The sequence below is a fragment of the Vibrio lentus genome (genome assembly GCF_002875945.1).
GTDB classification, from domain to species: Bacteria; Pseudomonadota; Gammaproteobacteria; order Enterobacterales; family Vibrionaceae; genus Vibrio; species Vibrio apostichopi.
This window is the reverse complement of record NZ_MCZK01000104.1, coordinates 75,314-93,922: the sequence shown is the minus strand read 5'-3', so window position 1 is coordinate 93,922 and position 18,609 is coordinate 75,314. Positions and strand designations below refer to the sequence as shown.

General features: G+C 43.5%; 13 protein-coding genes. 8 read left to right on the top strand and 5 right to left on the bottom strand.

Features of this window, described 5'->3' with window-relative positions; genetic code table 11:
- The 3 genes from BCT49_RS10055 to BCT49_RS10045 form a co-directional block, all read left to right on the top strand.
- Nucleotides 1-4,827 (top strand): cadherin domain-containing protein (locus BCT49_RS10055; protein WP_241908047.1); only part of this gene is annotated, 4,827 nt, incomplete at its 5' end.
- Between the two features lie 244 nt (nt 4,828-5,071).
- Nucleotides 5,072-5,848 carry a Zn-ribbon-containing protein gene (locus BCT49_RS10050; RefSeq protein ID WP_102435095.1) on the top strand — a complete coding sequence of 259 codons (777 nt, stop codon included), beginning with the start codon at nt 5,072-5,074 and terminating at the stop codon, nt 5,846-5,848.
- A gap of 395 nt (nt 5,849-6,243) precedes the next feature.
- A complete protein-coding gene (locus BCT49_RS10045) occupies nt 6,244-7,449 on the top strand; it encodes a carbohydrate porin (RefSeq protein WP_102435094.1) in 1,206 nt (401 codons plus the stop codon).
- 92 nt (nt 7,450-7,541) lie between these two features.
- On the opposite strand, the gene BCT49_RS10040 is transcribed toward BCT49_RS10045, so the two are convergent.
- The 3 genes from BCT49_RS10040 to metN all read right to left on the bottom strand — a co-directional run bounded on the left by BCT49_RS10040 (nt 7,542) and on the right by metN (nt 10,140).
- The gene (locus BCT49_RS10040) at nt 7,542-8,351 is read right to left on the bottom strand and encodes a MetQ/NlpA family lipoprotein (RefSeq protein ID WP_102384777.1); all 810 of its coding nucleotides are present in this window, start codon (nt 8,349-8,351) and stop codon (nt 7,542-7,544) included.
- 81 nt (nt 8,352-8,432) lie between these two features.
- Nucleotides 8,433-9,116: a methionine ABC transporter permease gene (locus BCT49_RS10035; protein WP_004734372.1), complete on the bottom strand. Its 684-nt coding sequence runs from the start codon at nt 9,114-9,116 to the stop codon at nt 8,433-8,435.
- Nucleotides 9,106-10,140 carry a methionine ABC transporter ATP-binding protein MetN gene (metN, locus tag BCT49_RS10030; RefSeq protein WP_102435093.1) on the bottom strand — a complete coding sequence of 345 codons (1,035 nt, stop codon included), beginning with the start codon at nt 10,138-10,140 and terminating at the stop codon, nt 9,106-9,108. Before metN ends, BCT49_RS10035 begins: the two co-directional genes overlap by 11 nt.
- A gap of 240 nt (nt 10,141-10,380) precedes the next feature.
- Here metN and gmhB point away from each other — a divergent pair, with 240 nt between their 5' ends.
- From gmhB to treC, 5 genes are all read left to right on the top strand, one after another.
- On the top strand, nt 10,381-10,932 hold the full coding sequence (gene gmhB, locus BCT49_RS10025; RefSeq protein ID WP_017110402.1) for a D-glycero-beta-D-manno-heptose 1,7-bisphosphate 7-phosphatase: 552 nt from the start codon (nt 10,381-10,383) through the stop codon (nt 10,930-10,932).
- Nucleotides 10,933-11,009: 77 nt separating this feature from the next.
- The gene (locus BCT49_RS10020; protein ID WP_102435092.1) at nt 11,010-11,351 is read left to right on the top strand and encodes an MliC family protein; all 342 of its coding nucleotides are present in this window, start codon (nt 11,010-11,012) and stop codon (nt 11,349-11,351) included.
- Nucleotides 11,352-11,439: 88 nt separating this feature from the next.
- Nucleotides 11,440-12,384, top strand: a complete 945-nt coding sequence (gene treR / locus BCT49_RS10015; protein WP_102435091.1) for a trehalose operon repressor TreR — start codon at nt 11,440-11,442, stop codon at nt 12,382-12,384.
- A 204-nt stretch (nt 12,385-12,588) separates the two neighbouring features.
- Nucleotides 12,589-14,013: a PTS trehalose transporter subunit IIBC gene (gene treB / locus BCT49_RS10010; protein ID WP_102435090.1), complete on the top strand. Its 1,425-nt coding sequence runs from the start codon at nt 12,589-12,591 to the stop codon at nt 14,011-14,013.
- A gap of 140 nt (nt 14,014-14,153) precedes the next feature.
- Entirely contained in the window at nt 14,154-15,839 is a 1,686-nt protein-coding gene (gene treC, locus BCT49_RS10005) for an alpha,alpha-phosphotrehalase (RefSeq protein ID WP_102435089.1), read from the top strand.
- 96 nt (nt 15,840-15,935) lie between these two features.
- On the opposite strand, the gene BCT49_RS10000 is transcribed toward treC, so the two are convergent.
- Nucleotides 15,936-16,871, bottom strand: coding sequence for a hypothetical protein (locus BCT49_RS10000; protein WP_241908046.1), 936 nt, complete (start codon nt 16,869-16,871; stop codon nt 15,936-15,938).
- 145 nt (nt 16,872-17,016) lie between these two features.
- Nucleotides 17,017-18,525 carry a winged helix-turn-helix domain-containing protein gene (locus tag BCT49_RS09995; protein WP_102435088.1) on the bottom strand — a complete coding sequence of 503 codons (1,509 nt, stop codon included), beginning with the start codon at nt 18,523-18,525 and terminating at the stop codon, nt 17,017-17,019.
- Between the last annotated feature and the right edge of the window lie 84 nt (nt 18,526-18,609).

Sequence of the window (18,609 nt, the reverse complement as noted above, 5' to 3'; positions counted from 1 at the left end):
ACGGTAGAAACTGCGGATGGCGGCACGCATGAGATTTCAGTGACCATCACGGGCTCAGATGATAAGCCTGAATTTGTCAGTGGCAACAACGACTCGCATGGCCTAAACAGTTTGGGACTCGTTGATGATGATGTTTATTCATTCTCTGTGCTTGAAAATAGCCCAGGTCAAACTGTTGGTCAGGTCGGGGCATTTGACATCGATAGCGCAAGTCAATTGACCTATTCTCTGAACAATCATACCGACCTCTTTCAGATTGATGCTGTATCTGGTGAAATTTCGTTGAAACCTGGTGTATCACTCAACTACGAAGACAATGAAAGCTACAGTGTAGATGTGCTCGTTGCCGATGAGTCTGGAGAGACAGATACCGCTCAAGTACATATAAAAGTCGGTGACGTTAATGAAGGTCCAACCGCTCTAGATGACAAAGGCATTACGACTGAAACCAAAACATTAGATTCATCGAACTGGATAACCAGCAACGATATCAAAGTCGATGTCTATGTAATTGACAGTGTGACTGGAGAAAAAGTTGCAGATGCAACTTTGGCAGATTACACCGGGGATGGTGACAATAAATACGGTGTGCATTCTGATCTTGATAACCCTTCTGATCGTGTTCAATCTGGCCAAATTGGTTACGATGATGCAACTCAGAAGAGTGAAGCGATGAGTTTCACTTTTGCTAATAATCAACTTGCTAATCATGCACAAGTTGAAGTTAAAAACTTATGGACAGATACAAACAATGGAAGCTGGGAACCAGGTATTGAGCAAGGCGTATGGAAAGCCTATTTTGACGGTGAACTAATTGCAACAGGCATATTTGAAGGAAATCGTGGTGGTAGCCAATTAGTTTCTATTGATGCCTCCGGACGCTACTTTGATACGATTGAATTATCTGCAATTGGCTACAAAGATGGGGTTGTCGACCCTAAAGGTTCCGAATATTTCGTTACTGAAGTGTCTGCTGATTTAACGTCTTTCGATAGTAATTATCACACACACGGAACCGGCCTATTAACTTTAGATGTGCTCACCAATGATAGCGATCCAGAAAACGATGAGTTAACTATTGTTGATTACCCACAGGCGGACTATATAACGCTTCAAAACGGTCAATTTGTTTTTGATGCCGAAAAGTACCTAGATAGCTTACCGTTAACAGAGCAATCATTAAGTGCAGGTGAAGTTAAAACTGTAGAGTTTGAGTACACTATTCAAGATGAGGGTGGGTTGCAGGATACAGCCAGCGTCACCGTTACCATAATCGGAGAATCTATTTCACTTGATAATGAATCAGTTACTCTTGAAGAATCTGACTTAGGTGTGAATCAGACCGTATTCGTCGAAGGTGAACTTGATGCAGATCTTGGTTCAGCGGAAGACGCGGAATATCGATTCGATAGTACACAAGATCTTTCTGGTTTAACGAGTAACGGTCTGGTAGTCCAGTTTGAACTTTCTCAAGACCAAACAGAATTTAGTGCGTTTACTGAGGTTAATGGTCATCGAGTTGATGTGCTTTCGGCAAAGATTGATCAGGTTACTGGTGAGTATCAAGCATCGCAACATGCGGCACTTGATCATCTAGAACAAGGTAATGATTCATTGATGCTTGATTTAAATATCACGCTAGATGTCGGTCATCAAGTGGAGCAAGCTCAGCTAAATATTGAAGTGGTTGATGTTGTCCCTGAAGCTGGGGTTCATCAACATACGATAAAAGATGTTCAACCTCAGTCTAACTCGGTCGTGATTGCACTAGATGCATCTGACTCTATGAAGGATACCGTTCTGGATTCAAATGGCGTGCAAACGACAAGATGGGATCTTGCACAAACTTCAATAAAAAGTATGTTTGAGAAATACCATGAACTGGGAGATGTGAAGTTCCAAATTGCTACTCACTCTGGTTCTCCAAGCGGTAAAATCTCTAGTTGGATCGAGTCAGAGCAAGACATTACAGATTTCTTTGCTACTGTATCTCCATCTGGTTGGACACCCTATTATGAAGCGATTGAGCAGGTTGAAGACATTGTTTCAGCTGATAGTTTTTCTAGCCAAGTCGCGGGTTCTAATACCCAGTTGTACTTTATCTCTGATGGACAGCCTTCAGATTTCAGTGGCTGGACTCGTCAAGATTTCTATTCCTCTCAAGCTCGAACAAGCTTAATGGATGACTTAGACCCGACGCATTTTAGCAGCCAATCACATTATGATGACTTGTTAGCTGGTCGAGTGGCGCCGACAGATGCCGAAGAAAAGTTGATTCTCGAATTAGCGATGGAAAATGGAGTGTCAGCTAATGGGCATACCTTTAATAATATTTGGGCGCTTGGTATTGGCGATAGTGCTTCTTTGAATTATCTCAAACCAGTGGCGACTAGTTCTGGCTCTGCATTAGTTGTTGACGAGTCAAATGTAGAGAATGTTTTAGTGACTACCGTTCCTGGTGAAGTTCAAAGTGATGTTTTTTCACAAGTTGGCGGTGAAATTCAATGGGTTAATTCTATTGAAATCAAAGGTGAAAATTACCAGTTTGATAAACAAACAGGCACAGTATCGAAAACGGGTGTTAATGGGATATCTTCACAAGTTTCTGAACATTCTCTGCTTGAAGTAGAAACGAACTTTGGCCAGTTAACGATTAATTTTGAAAATGGTTGGTATGACTATAAAGCGAATAATGTCGATGGTGATCAAAGTGAAAGCTTTGCATTCAAAGTTATTGATGCTGATGGTGATATTGCAACTAACGATATTACAATAAATATCAAAGACGGAGCCCCAGAATTTATTTCTCCAAATGATGAAGATCAGATTCGAGGTTCTGATGGACACGGCTTAGCAACCACCGACACCATTAGTTTTGACGTTGCTGAACATGAAAGCGGAATTTTGGTTGGTAAAGTTGCAGCATTTGACCCTGACAACGATACGATCACTTATACCCTTAAAGGGGATGATAGTCACAAATTCCGCATAGACAGTAATACTGGAGATATTTGGTTAAAAGATTCAGACGCTTTAGATTTTGATCTTTCTTCAGCTCATGAATTGATCGTAGAAGCTAGTGATGGCAGCGACTTAGATCAAACTACAGTTACTCTGAATGTCGTTGAAAATAGGGCGCCGGAGAACACCGCAGTAGTTGGTTTTGCTGAAGTAGAAGAGCAACCTATCAATAAGATTACAGTTGTGTTTGATGTTTCTAGCAGTATGACTCGGACTTTTGATGGGACGAATACGTATAGAGATAATGACTTACCGGATGAAGTTCTTGCTTCACGTACAGAGTCAAGAGCGTATAAGGCAGCAGAAGCTCTACATGAAATGGTTGAAGATCTAATACAACAAGGTGGAGCTTCAAATAGCTACATTCGCTTGGTTAAATTTGCAGGTGAAACTGAAGAGCAAAGTTGGTTTGAACTTGGTGACGTTCTTGAGATGACACGTCCGCCGGAACTGGATGGACGTGAACCGACAGACATTACTTATCTGACGGATGTCAATAAGTATGTGAATGAGTGGTGCTGGATCGACAATAGAGGAATGAACACCGATTACAATGATGCCTTGGAAGCCGTAATGGAACCAAGTGATAGTTCTAATAGCTTCCCGTGGCAGGATGGCCTAAACGCTCAAGGTGAACTGGATTGGGATCTTTTACTTAAAGAGCAGCCAATCGAGAGTCATGATTCGATCTTCTTCATGTCAGATGGAGCTCCGAATCCTAGAGACGGGGCTGTGGTTGCTGATGACCTAAGTGACCGCTGGGAGCAATATGTTCAAGATAACCAAGCTTCTGTTTATGGTATTGGTATTGCGACGCGTGGTGACGAAAATGTTGCGGATGCAATGAATGGCATTACTGATACTGTCGTATATGTAGACTCTGGAGAAAGTTTAGGACAACTGCTTAAACATTATACGCCGGAGCCTATTGCTGGTGAGTTATTGTCGGGTAGCTTCGACCCCGATGGTGATACGCTACAGGTGTCTACTCAAGCTAATGACTTTAGATTGATGAATACCGAGTTTATGGGCTTTGATACGCCACCCGATGTGACCTCTTCTGTTGCTAGTGAAAATGGTGTTCTGAGTGTGACAACAGAGTTTGGTGTCTTGGAAGTATACTCAAACGGCAGTTATAACTTTACCCAAGACGAGAACTTTAATTTGTCGAATGGTCAGCAAATAAGTATGAATTTTGCTTTTGAGGTTACGGACGGTAAAGGGCAAAACAGTGACAATGTATTTAGCTTAGTTCTAACCGAAAAAGGATCAGCCCCTGTCATTCAAGATAGTGTGACACTCTCTGGCGATGAGTTAGGTAATACGATTCTTGGTTCTGAAAGTATTGATATTCTACTCGGCCAGCAAGGCTGTGATACCTTACATGGCAACCAAGGAGATGATTTTTTACTTGGCGGTGAAGGTGATGATGTGCTCATTGGTGGCTTAGGTAATGACATATTGACGGGGGGAGAGGGCAAAGACACTTTTGTCTTTGAGCAAGGCTCAGTGGATGGTTTGTCACGCGATACAATTACTGATTTCACTTTTGGTCATGACAATATTGACCTCACAGACCTTCTTGACCTGACTGGAGATGATGTTGCTGATATGGAAGTGCTACTAGAGCATGTTACAGCCTCATTATCTGCGGATAGTAATATTGAGTTAGCGATCGAATCGGAATCTGGCCAATCTGTTACAGTTGGGATGACCAACTTAGATTTATCAGGATTTGATATGAGCGCTATGTCAACATCCAATGAAATTGTAGAACAGCTGTTCCAACAACAAACTTTTACGTAAAAAGTAGTTTAGTTTGTGTTGAACGAAGTAGAAAGCCAACCTCTTGGTTTTCTACTTGCTTGACGATAATATGTTCATTACTGTGACGCCCATTTATAACTGCCAGCTCTAGTTTTTCAAGCTGTAAGGTTAAGCCATAAGCGAATGTTTATTTGATTCAGAGTCATTCGTATTATTAAGCTAAGTACAACCGTATAAATAGTCGTTATAATGACGCTATTAATAGAACCACATATAGTAAATTATGTACGTACTAGAACTTCAATTTGAGTGTTTTGATAACACAACGGTAAGCGCTGTCGACAAGGCAGTTAATGGCTTGATGGATGCACTTCGTTATAACGGCCAAGTGTTGGGGCGTGAGTTTCCAATCGTGATGGGTGACGGTGAGTTTTATGTTCGCGTTGTGTGTCCTGAGCAAGATAGCTTGCACCCACGTAACCATTCAGATTTCGTTAAAGTCTGTTTTGATCGCTTGTCTAATGCGAGTCTACTTACGCCTAAAATGCGTTTACTTGGTCGAGATCTTAACTCTGAAGAAGTGGCTGAAGACGAAGAGCCGAGTTGGCAGGTGCTGTACACGACGTTTGTTCATACCTGTTCACCGCTGCGCAGTGGCGACAGCTTATTGCCGATCCCTTTGTACCGCAATCCACCGACTTTTAATGGTGACCATAAAGCCGTGTTGAAATGGCAGACTGAATGGCAGGCCTGTGATGAAGTCCAAATGGGTGGGGGTTGTCGTGCTGAACACGCAACTCTAACTGAGATCAGTGATACCAAAAGCGTGTTGTTCAAACGCGGTTGGGGTTTAAGAGGGCGCATTGAGTACCTCACTAAGATCCCAACGTATTATTACTTATACCGTGTCGGTGGCATTAGCTTAAAAGCTGAAAAAGAGCGTAAATGCCCGCAATGTGGTGGTGAATGGCTGTTAGATGCGCCGATCCACGACATTTTCTATTTCAAGTGTGATGACTGCCGTTTGGTGTCGAACATCTCTTGGGATCATATTAAGTAACCCACTTAGCTCTATTTTAGATTCAGAGTATCGAAGTATGAGCCAATACTTCGATACTTTTTCCTCTGCTTTTCTCCCTGTTAGCTTCCCGTTTTTTTCTCTTTTTATTCCTTAATCTTGATCGTTTATCAGTATTGGGAGAGCCAACCTTGTCGAACGAATTTGGTACTTAAACACGTCCATTCAGTGTTTTATCTCTCGCTCTGTAGTCCTCAAGTATTCACCAAGGTAATCCCACACCCATCAACTTTTGATTATTTCAATAGTTAACTGGATCACAGTAATCAATCAGTTCTCTTTCAATTTATATTCTTCTCAATATAAATGGGATCGATCCCATGGGAATGTTCCCATTTATAAAAATAACCTAATTCTAGATCTGAAAGGAATGGACGATGAAACTGTTACCTATTGCTGCTGCACTCTCTACTGCTTTACTTGCCCCTAATTTATACGCTGATGAAACGACGCCATTGGAGTTTAATGGCTACATGCGCGGAGGCGTTGGCTTGAGTAATGAAGGCGGCTCAAACAGCAAGTGGGAGGTGAGTAAAGTTGGCCGACTTGGCAACGAAAATGACCTGTATGGCGAGTTTGGTTTTAAGAAAGAGGTGTATGCCGAGGACGACGTTTCATTTTTAGTTGATTCCATGTTGTCGTACTGGCAAGGCCAAGATGAGAACGCCGCGGATAAAAGCGTTGATGTGGTGCAATTGAATGTTCAAGCGGTCGGGCTTTTTGAAGATAAGGACATTGGAATTTGGGCGGGTGAACGTTACTACCAACGTCATGATGTACACATCGTTGATAATTACTACTGGGATGTAAGTGGTATTGGTGCTGGCGTAGAGCACATCAATATGGGCCCAGGTAAATTATCGGTCGCTTTGATTCAAGACACCGTTACGGGCGATGTTTTTGATGGGGAAGAGACCACAGCGATGATTGCTGACGTGCGCTATGCAGGGATTCCACTGTGGAACAATGCGGATCTTGAGGTCGGTATTGATATGAATTTCGCCAATGAAAAGCAAGGTCAAACGGTTGATGCGGATGACAGCGTAATGCTAACGGCAAGCTTGAATCAAAATCTTACTGGTGGCTTCAACAAAACCATTCTTCAAGTCGCTAACTCTGGCTATGCCGAGCAGATGACAACCTTTGGTACCGGTAAAGGCATCGTACGTGATGCAAACAATAATGACGCCGAGGGCTTCCGCTTGATTAACTGGGGTGTGCTTGCGATTGGTGAGAACATCGAGTTTGGTCACACTGTTCGTTATGCCATGTCGACGGGTGTTGGTGCGAATAATAGCGATGATGACTCTTTCAGTGCAGTTATTCGCCCGCTTTACAAGTGGGACAAGCGTATGCGTACCATTCTTGAAATTGGTGGCTTTGTTGAAACTATCGATAACAAAGATGGGGCGGGTGGTAAATTCACAATCGCTCAGGCTTGGGTTCCACAAGTGGGCTTTTGGTCGCGTCCTGAATTCCGTATCTTTGCGACTTACCTAAACGATGCTGAAAACGACAATGCCTTCGGTGAAGGTAAAAACAGCGAAATGAGTGTCGGCATGCAAGTGGAAGCTTGGTGGTAAGTCGATTCTTTTAGCCAACGGCAATCAATAAAAAAGGGGCTGACGTTGAGTCAGCCCCTTCGGGTATCTATACGATGTTGTAGTTTAGGTGATTACCAACCTTTAACTACGCCACCTTGGAAGATATCAGAAGCTGCGTTGTACACTTCTTCAGTTTGGTAAGCTTTTACGAAGTTCTGTACGTTTTCAGCGTTTAGGTTGTCTTCACGAGAAACGATTAGGTTTACGTATGGAGAATCTTTGTCTTCAACGAAGATACCGTCTTTTTGCGGAGTCAGGTTGATAGAGCTCGCGTAAGTAGTGTTGATGATAGACAGTGCTACGTCATCTAGAGAACGAGGAAGTTGAGCAGCGTCTAGTTCAACAATCGTTAGGTTTTTAGGGTTCTTAACGATGTCACGAACTGTTGCTAGAAGACCAGCACCTTCACGAAGCTCAAGAAGACCTTGTTGCTCAAGAAGCAGTAGAGAACGACCTAGGTTTGTTGGATCGTTTGGTACTGCAATACGAGCGCCGTCTTGGATTTCGTCTACAGATTTCACTTCTTTAGAGTAACCCGCGATTGGGTAAACAAACGTGTTACCAGCAATGGTTAGCTTGTAGCCACGGTCAGCTACTTGCTGATCTAGGTACGGTGCGTGTTGGAATGCGTTGATGTCGATAGAGCCATCATCCAGTGCCGCGTTTGGTGTTACGTAATCTGTGAAAGTCACTAGTTCAACGTCTAGGCCGTACTGCTCTTTTGCTACTTTAGCTGCAACTTCAGCAACTTGTGCTTCAGCACCTGCCATTACGCCAACTTTTACTTTAGAAGTGTCGACTTCTTTGTCACCACAACCTGCTAGTACTAGCGCTGATGCCGCTGCTGCGATAGTAAGTAAACCTTTAAGGTTAAATTTCATAATAATCTCCTTTTAATAACTCTATTTAATTTGGTTCAGACGACTCTTGTCTTAGATAGTTTGCGTTTTAACGCTGAGTCTTTATCTGTGGTCAACGCGGCGAACTAATGAATCACCGATTGATTGAATAATTTGTACCAGCACAATCAACATTACTACCGTCACTGCCATGATGGTCACATCATAACGGTGGAATCCGTAACGAATCGCTACATCACCTAGGCCGCCACCACCAACAGTTCCTGCCATTGCTGAGTAGCTCACCAGCGTCACTAATGTAATTGTTACTGAGTTGATGATAGTCGGTAGTGCTTCAGGAAGCAGAACCTTATTGATGATTTGTGTTGGTGTTGCGCCCATTGATTGAGCCGCTTCCACTAGACCTGTTGGTACTTCAAGTAGCGCACTTTCGATAAGTCGAGCCACGAATGGGATAGCGCCAATCGTCAGTGGAACAATCGCTGCTGTTGTACCAATGAAGGTACCAATCAGCATCTTAGTCAGTGGGATGATCGCAACCATCAGTACTAAGAAGGGCACTGAACGACCTACGTTCACAACCGCACCGAGAATTTTGTTTAACTTGGTGTTCTCTAACAGACCACCTTTTTTAGTCGTATGTAGAATCACGCCTAATGGGATACCGACAGCGAAGCCAACAATGCCTGCGACTGCAACCATGTAAAGTGTTTCGCCTGTTGCACCTAATAGAAGGTTACCGTTCAGGCTGATCCAGTCAGCAATCTCGTTGAAACTAAAGGACATAACCAAGTACCTCTACTTTTACATTGTTGTCGCGTAGGAATTGAATAGCAGCATTATCATCGGCTTCATTACCGAACAGTTCTGCTACCATCATGCCGAACTTAACGCCGCCTGCGTAATCTAGGTCTGAGCTTAAGATGCTGACATCGATATTAAATTTACGTGCAATTTGCGTCATTAGCGGTGCATCAACGGTTGCGCCAGTAAACTCAAGACGTACTAACGGGTAGCTGCTGTTTACGCGAGTTTCTTGCAAGCGTGCTTGGTAATCTTCAGGAATCGTTAGATCCAGCGTTGAGCGAATAAATTGATGCGCCAGTTCTGTCTTAGGGTGTGCAAAGATGTCACCGACTGTGCCTTTCTCTACTAATTCACCACCGCCAATGATCGCCACTTCGTGACAAATGCTTTTCACTACATCCATTTCATGAGTAATAAGCAGGATAGTGATGTTCAGCTTGCGGTTGATTTCACGCAGTAGCTCAAGAATTGATTGAGTCGTTGCAGGGTCCAGTGCACTGGTCGCTTCATCACACAACAATACTTTTGGGTCAGAGGCCAATGCACGAGCAATCGCAACACGCTGCTTTTGACCGCCACTCAAGTTAGCAGGGTAGGTATCACGCTTATCTGATAGGCCAACAAGATCAAGTAACTCACTGACTTTCGCCTCAATAACCGCTTTATCTTTACCAGCAAGCTCTAAAGGCAGTGCTACATTGTTAAATACAGTACGAGAAGACAGCAGGTTAAAGTGCTGGAAGATCATGCCGATGTTACGACGCGCTTCGCTGAGTTCTGATTTGCTGAGTTTTGTTAGGTCAATACCGTCAACAATCACTTCACCTGAGGTCGGTGCTTCCAACATGTTTACACAGCGGATTAGGGTACTTTTGCCTGCACCTGAAGAGCCGATGACTCCAAAGATTTGACCTTGAGGAATGTGGAGGTTGATATCAATTAAGGCATTGATTTCTTTAGTGCCTTGATAGAAAACCTTGTTGACTTGATTCACTTTAATCATAGGGAAACTCGTGCAGGTAAAACAGAATAATATATCGATAGCTCGTTCGATTTACAGACGATGCTATGGTGTTCTATGATCTAAGTCAATAGATATTTTTACGTCTAGACGGCTAAACGTCGATCGTGTTGCTAGGTTAGAAACAAATCGTTAACGAACGCAAAACTAAATAGATAGTGATGAAGCAAATAAAGCGTGTAATAATTAATGATTAATAGAGAGTTGATAGAGAACTGAATTTTGTCTAAACCGGCTGTTTTTTTAGATCGTGATGGTGTGATTAACGTTGATCACGGCTATGTACATGATGAGCATGACTTTGAATACATCGATGGTGTATTTGAAGCGGCGAAAGCGTTTAAAGATATGGGCTATTTATTGGTACTTGTGACCAACCAATCTGGTATTGCTCGTGGCAAGTTTAGCGAAGATCGTTTTCTTTCTTTGACACAGTGGATGGATTGGAATTTCGTCGATAATGGCGTTGAGTTAGATGGTATCTATTACTGTCCTCATCACCCTGAACACGGCATTGGCGACTACAAACAAGATTGTGAATGTCGCAAGCCTAAACCAGGCATGTTCATTTCTGCTCGTGACTTTCTGAAAATTGATATGGCGAACTCTGTCATGATCGGCGATAAAGCTGAAGACATGATGGCAGCAGAAGCCGCTGGTGTTGGTACTCGAGTGTTGGTGAGAACCGGTAAACCCGTGACTGAAAAGGGTGAGGCACTTGCTAGTGTCGTGCTGGATAGCATTAAAGATGTACCAGCATATTTGAAAGGTTAAACACTCACCTATCGCTCAGTATGCAAATGAGTGTTGTCCACTATATTTGCCCACTCTATAAAGATGAGGAACGAAGTATGAAAGCTATGTTAGTAGTATCTCTATGTTCAGTTGCATTAGTCGGGTGCTCTAAATCAGCAGCCCCTGAGACTGAGAGCGCAACATCGGATAATCAATTCGTGACTTATCAATGTGAGTCTGACGTTTCGTTTGAAGTGGCTTACCTTGATAATGAAAAAGCGGTATTACGTCTCCCTGAGAATGAATACCGTCTGACTCAAGTTCCAGCAGGTTCAGGAACGAAATATATCTTAGATGATGGAACTACGGAACTGATTAACAGCGTCACTTTACGTACTAAAGGTGACAACGCACGTCTAGAACTTGGTCGTGTCGTCTATCGAAATTGTCAAAAGTAAGTCATAGTAACTGCTAGGATTTACAAACAGTTAAGTGAGGGATTATGCCCTCACTTTTTCTTCTCTTCCCTTTAACGTTAGACTTTTTATGAGCAAAAAACTCACTATTCTCGATATTGCTAAGCTGTCCGGTGTTGGTAAGTCAACCGTATCACGCGTTCTGACCAATGATCCAAAAGTGAAACCTGAAACCCGTGAAAGGGTGGAAAGAGTAATTCAAGAATCTGGGTACACGCCTTCCAAGTCTGCGCAGTCGATGCGTGGTGGCAGTCAAAAAGTCATCGGCGTCATCATTTCTCGTTTGGACTCTCCCTCTGAAAACAAAGCGGTTAGCACCATGCTGGCTGAATTGTATCGAGCGGATTACGATGTCGTGATCATGGAAAGTCAGTTAGATAGAGAAAAAGCCAACGAGCATCTTCAGGTACTTAAACGCCGCAATGTAGATGGCATTATTGTGTTTGGCTTTACTGACTGCGATATTCCTGCAATCGAAGCGTGGGAACACAAAGCCGTAGTGATTGCTCTGGATACCGAGAACGTAACGTCGATTAACTATGATAACCAACAAGTGATCAATAGTGCGTTAACGCATCTATCGGATCAGGGGATCTCTGATGTTGGCTTCATTGGCGTTGATCCTAGCGACAAATCAACCGGTGAGCTTCGTCTTAAGGCCTACCTAGATTGGTGTGAAGTTACAGGCTCGATCGCCAACTATCGTACTGGTCAGCTTCATCATGAAAGTGCTTATCAGTTGGTGGATGAGGTGCTTGCTCCTGCGACTCAAGCGATTGTGTGTGCCAGTGACACATTGGCTCTTGGCGTAATCAAACGTCTACAAGAGCTACAACGTGAAGATGTGGTGGTGACCGGTGTCGGTGGCAATGATCTTCTCTCTTTCTTGTTCCCGCGAGTATTTAGCATTGATCCCGGATACCAATCTGCAGGTAAATTGGCGGCTAATCTATTGATCTCTCAGCTTTTAGGCAACTCAGAGATCTCTCATCACACTCAATCACCTATTCTATAATCCACTCAATCAAGCGAAATTGAACTGCTTAGATTAAAATTAGAGTGTGATCTCTTTCAATTAATGGGACTGTTCCCATTTTAATTTATCATTCATGTGGGCATTATAATAACTGCAATTGGGAATGTTCCCATGAATCTAAATCCGAGTGGTTATAGCTGCATGGTTTAGATGAGTAATTGAATGAAACCAGGGTGGGGTAGTATGAGTAAGATAGCGAAGCAAGACGTTGCGCGTCTTATCGAGTTAGTCGGTGGCAAAGAGAATATTGCAAGTGTCAGCCATTGTCTGACTCGACTGCGTTTTGTATTGAACGATACGGAACAAGCGAACAAAGCAGAACTAGAGAAGCTTAAGCTGGTAAAAGGCTGCTTTACTAACGCAGGTCAATTCCAAGTGGTTATTGGCACCGAGGTTGATGAGGTGTACGCACTTCTGATTGAGCAAACTGGCAAAGATGCATCATCAAAAGATGAGGCGAAGTTGGCTGCTCGCCAGAACATGAACTTCCTTGAACGTGGTATATCCCATTTAGCCGAAATTTTCGTACCACTACTGCCTGCCATTATTACTGGTGGTTTGATTCTTGGTTTCCGTAATGTGATTGGCGACATTCGCATGTTTGACGGCAAAACCTTGGTTGAGATCAGCCAGTTCTGGGCAACCGTTCACTCTTTCTTATGGTTGATTGGCGAAGCGATTTTCTTCTTCCTACCGGTTGGTGTGTGTTGGGCAACGGTTAAGAAACTCGGCGGAACGCCAATTCTGGGTATTACGCTCGGTGTGACCTTGGTTTCTCCACAGTTGATGAACGCTTACATGATAGGTAAATCGGTACCTGAGGTGTGGGACTTTGGCTTGTTCGTGATAGAGAAGGTCGGTTATCAAGCTCAGGTGATCCCGGCGATGTTAGCGGGTGTGGCTTTGGCCTTCATTGAGACCAACCTTAAGCGCATTGTTCCTTCTTATCTCTACCTTGTTGTCGTGCCATTTGTCTCGATTATCTTGTCTGTGATTCTAGCGCACGCTTTCATTGGCCCATTCGGTCGTATGCTAGGCGATGGTGTGGCATTCGCGGCTAAAGTGGCAATGACTGGTGACTTCGCGATTCTTGGTTCAGTGGTCTTTGGCTTCCTATACGCACCTTTGGTTATTACGGGTATTCACCACACAACCAACGCTGTGGATCTACAACTGATGCAAGACTTAGGTGGCACACCAATCTGGCCTTTGATTGCGCTATCAAACATTGCACAAGCTTCAGCGGTTGTCGGCATCATTATTTTGAGTAAACGTGAAGGCGAACGAGACATCTCGGTTCCAGCAGCAATCTCTGCTTACTTAGGTGTAACGGAACCGGCGATGTACGGCATCAACCTTAAATACAAATTCCCAATGCTGAGCGCAATGATCGGCAGTGCCGCAGCGGCTGCAATCTGTGGTAGTGCAGGCGTGATGGCGAATGGTATCGGTGTTGGTGGCTTGCCGGGTATCTTATCGATTCAACCTCAATATTGGTCGATTTACTTAGTCGCGATGCTGGTGGCGATTGTACTGCCGATAACTCTGACATTGTTCTTCTATAAACGAGCACAGATGAAAGGCGAGTTAGAAACCGCCAACGCGTAATGCATTTAGCAAGCGATGACTTTAAGTGAGTCATCGCTTTTTCTCTTAGTTATAGCTTTTTCTTTTAGTTATAACGGCTATTCGACCATGATTCACATGGTGATTTTTTATTTATATTTTCTGGTAAGTGAGTGTTAGAGATGGCGATGACTGAGCATGATGAAAGTTGGTGGAAAACCGCAACCATCTATCAAATCTACCCAAAGAGCTTTTGTGACAGTGGCAGTAAAGGTACTGGCGATATCAAAGGGATCATTTCGAAACTGGATTACCTCAAACATTTGAGCGTGGATGCAATTTGGTTAACCCCAGTTTACGCATCCCCAATGATCGATAACGGTTACGATATTTCAGATTACTACGCGATTAACCCGCAATTCGGCACCATGGAAGACTTCGACCTATTGCTGGCTGAAGCGCACCAACGTGGTATTCGTATCGTGATGGATATCGTGGTAAACCACACCTCAACAGAACATGCATGGTTTCAGTCGGCATTGGGTGACAAAAACAGCCCATACCGCGACTACTACATATGGAAAGACCCAGTAAACGGTCAAGCACCAACCAACTGGCAGTCCAAGTTCGGTGGTAATGCATGGGAAATGGATGAAGCGACGGGGCAGTATTTCCTACACCTCTTTGCAAAAGAGCAGGCCGACCTTAACTGGGAGAACCCGGTTGTACGCGAAGAAGTGAAAGACGTCATTAGCTTCTGGGCTGAGAAGGGCGTTGATGGCTTCCGCTTGGATGTGATCAACCTGATTTCGAAGCAGCAAGATTTCCCTAATGATGATATTGGTGATGGTCGTCGTTTTTACACTGATGGCCCACGAGTGCACGAATACCTGAAAGAGATCAGTGAAGCGGTATTCCAGAAATACGGCAGTGTTACGGTTGGCGAGATGTCTTCAACTACGTTGGACCATTGTCAGCAATACTCAAACATTGATAACAGTGAGTTGTCGATGGTGTTTAACTTCCACCACCTTAAGGTTGATTACACCAATGGTGAGAAGTGGACCAATGCGCCGTTTGATTTCTTACAGCTCAAGTCGATCTTCAATCATTGGCAAACAGGCTTGAACGGCAAGGGTTGGGGCGCACTATTCTGGTGTAATCACGACCAACCAAGAGTCGTGAGCCGCTTGGGCAACGATCAACAATATCGTGTTGAGTCGGCTAAAATGCTAGCTGCTTCTGTACACATGATGCAAGGCACACCTTATATCTATCAAGGTGAAGAGATTGGTATGACTAACCCGGGTTATAGCGATATCAGCCAATATCGTGATGTAGAGAGCACCAATATGTACGATATCATGGTTAACCGTGATGGCGTGGCTCATGAAGATATGATGGCTATTTTAGCGCAGAAATCACGTGATAATTCTCGTACGCCAATGCAATGGAACGATGAAACTTACGCAGGCTTTTCACAATCACAGCCATGGCTTGATGTTGCGAATAACTACACTGAGATCAACGCCGATCAAGCATTGGAAGATAAAGACTCTGTATTTTACTTTTACAAGAGCTTGATTGAGTTACGTAAAGAAGTACCCGTGATTACTCATGGTAGTTATCAAGACTTATTGCCTGAGCACCCGTCGGTATTTGCTTATTCTCGTGAGACTGATAGTCAGACTTTAATTTGCATTAACAACTACTATGGTGAAGCGTGTCAGGTTGAGTTATCTAATGAATTTGAACTGGATAAAGCGCAACTGTTATTGGGGAATTACTCTGATGAGCAGTCGCCAGTTTCTGCAAACACGGTAGCCTTACGACCGTATGAAACAAGAATTCTCTTGATAGAGCAATAATACTCGTTCCCCTATGCGAGTATAAGCTTTGAGCCTGAAATCTAAGTGTCAGGCTCAAAGCTTTCCTTCCCATTATCTAATGGAAGGCTATGGTTGCTAGCCTTTGTTGACCGTAAATGAATCGAGAATCCACGTCGTTTCGCTCAGTTGAGTGCCATTCTTTTCATCCCAGTCCATCATTTTCACAACGCCAAAGTTTGGGTTAAACCATGTTTCGGTATTGCTTTGAAATTCAGCTGAATCATACCCATCACAAACAACGTTGTAAGTGTTTTCAACTTTCAGATAAGCCGTTTCAATTTTCTTACCTTTAACAGTTACCGTTGAGCGCTGACCATTTTCAGAAACTTGTTGCTGCCAATGGAAGTCACATTGTGTGTCTGATGGTCCTAAATCATCAATATCGTCTTCATAGAAATCATCAAGCAAGGCTTCTAGTTGGCCAGTAGTAACCTCAAAAGAAAGCCCTACTGAACTACTGCTGTGGCTAATATTTGGGCTTTTTTCTTTTACTGTACTGCCTGAGGATTTGAATACTGGGTTGGTCACTAAAAAGTCGAAGGTCTCGCCGTTGCTCAATTCGATGTTGTCATCAACTGAGTTAACAAAGCCATCACTGCCTTTGTAAAACAGGCCACTGTCTGTTTCACCTTGCATTGTCATATCAGCAGTGTAGAAGTCGTTGATGCCGCTGTTTACCATGCTCTCTACCGTTGCTTTGAGCTTCTCTAGTTCAGCAACATCTTCAACATTATTTGAGATAGTTAAGTTATCCAATTCTTGCTGAATATTGGCTAGTAGTTGCTGTGAGTTGATGTCTCGGTATGCAAGATTCAGTGCTACGTTTTCTCCACCATCTTCTGATATTAGGTAAGACAATAATGTGATGTTTTTTGGTGCAAACTGAGAGTTGTTGATCGGGTAATCGAACTGAGTTGCCCCAGTTGAGCCTGATGAAGAAGAGCCACCTCCGCCGCCACAGCCATAAAGAGCAAAGAGAGAAATCGCAAGCAGCGTCATGGATTTTTTCATGTTGAGCATTCCTAATATAGTTGGCCTAGAGCGGCCTGATGTTTTTAGGAATGCTATTGTTGAGAGGGCTAATAGGGCAAAAAACGAAGATACATAAGATCTTAATTTATATTTAAATTATTGTTTTTAAGTGATTTATATTTCTTTATTCGGAAAGTTGATGGCCGACATTCGTGCAGTAGTTAAGCATCAGGTTTTCCCACTGCTTAATGATTAATGGCTCTTTGATGCTCAATTTTAGATTTTTCCAAGGCTGGAGACAGGTTGATTTTGACTCCGGTTTGGACAAGCGAGCAAACAACTCTTCTGAAGGAACCACTCGCAATAACGCGACCAAGGATTCCATGTAGTTTAGGCGAAACTTATCCATATCCCCTTGCTTGTAAGCAATGTGGGAAATCATCATGTAGACCAGTGCGTTCTCGATGGTCGAGTTGCCCGCCGTGTTGGTCAGGAATTCCTTCGCGGTTTGCAGGTCTCTTAATTTGAAGTGGATAATCCCAAGCCAGAGTTTGAGCTCGTCAGGAATCAATTTAAAGCGTGTTTGCACAAGGCTAGTGAAACTGATCAGTCGCTGGTGGTCAGTTTCAAAGAGCGCCATTTGTCGTGCAATCAATGTTGAAGTCATCACGTTGAGTGGCACGCTATCCAGCTTTAACGTTTGTTCGTTAAGTAAATGGCTTAGTTCTTTATCGCTGACAGACCACTCTGGTGATAGCGGCGCAGGCAAAGCAAAGTAGTTTGCTAACTCTCTATTAATTTCCATCAGGCTTTCACTGAGAGTGTCTATCTCTATTGAGTAGACACCACGAAAGGCAAGCTTGCCCGAGCTTGGATAAATAAGGCTGACTTTAGCAGCAAGACGTGTATCAACCTCCTGATCCTTCAATTGAATATTGAGTAGGTAATCACTGGTACGCATGTTTTTTGCGCCTGGGAAGAAAGGAGTGCTGTCTATTGGGTCAACGAAGTAACTCGGCGCATCTTGGTTGGCTAAATCGGTATAAGCGTATTCAATTTGCTGTTGAAGCAACAGTGCTTTAACGGCCTTTCGGTGCGTTCTCGCATTATCACCAATGGCGTCGATGCGGTTCAGTAATAGCTCTACCTTAGGAATCAGCCTCTGTGTGCGTTCTAGTTCTGATGCTTGGTTTGACGAGTGCCAAAACATATAACCTAGAGTTGCGGTGCTTAGCAGCAACACCATCGAGAATGACAGTAATAAGAGGTTAAGCGGCGACGTCTTTTGGGTGGCCTGAGATGGCTCGGTTACTTCTGCAATTTCGGCGGGTGTATTGGCCAGACTCACTGAGCTGGGATTGAGAAAGTATCCTTTGCGTGGATAGGTAACTAAGATCTTAGTCGCATCGCTTTCTGGTAGGTACTTCTGCAACACAGAGCGCAGTGTACTGATTCGGTTAGTAAGCACATTCTTCGAGATGAAGTTACTTTGCCAAACCGATTCGATGATCTGCTCAGCTGCGATAGGCTCACCCACGCTAGTAAGAAACAGTTCGAGTAATTCAATAGAACGAGGTTCTAAATCGATGACCTGCTCGTTGCAACTCAAGACACGTGTGACTGGATTGAATTCTAAACCTTCAATATAGATCGAGGTTTGAGTGTCTTTGGCGTTAGAGAGATAATCTTGCATAAGAAAAGAGAGGGTAGCTTATAAAAGCTAAATACTAGCTGTTTTTGTTATGAAAAACAGCTAGTAATTCATTGATTGGATAAC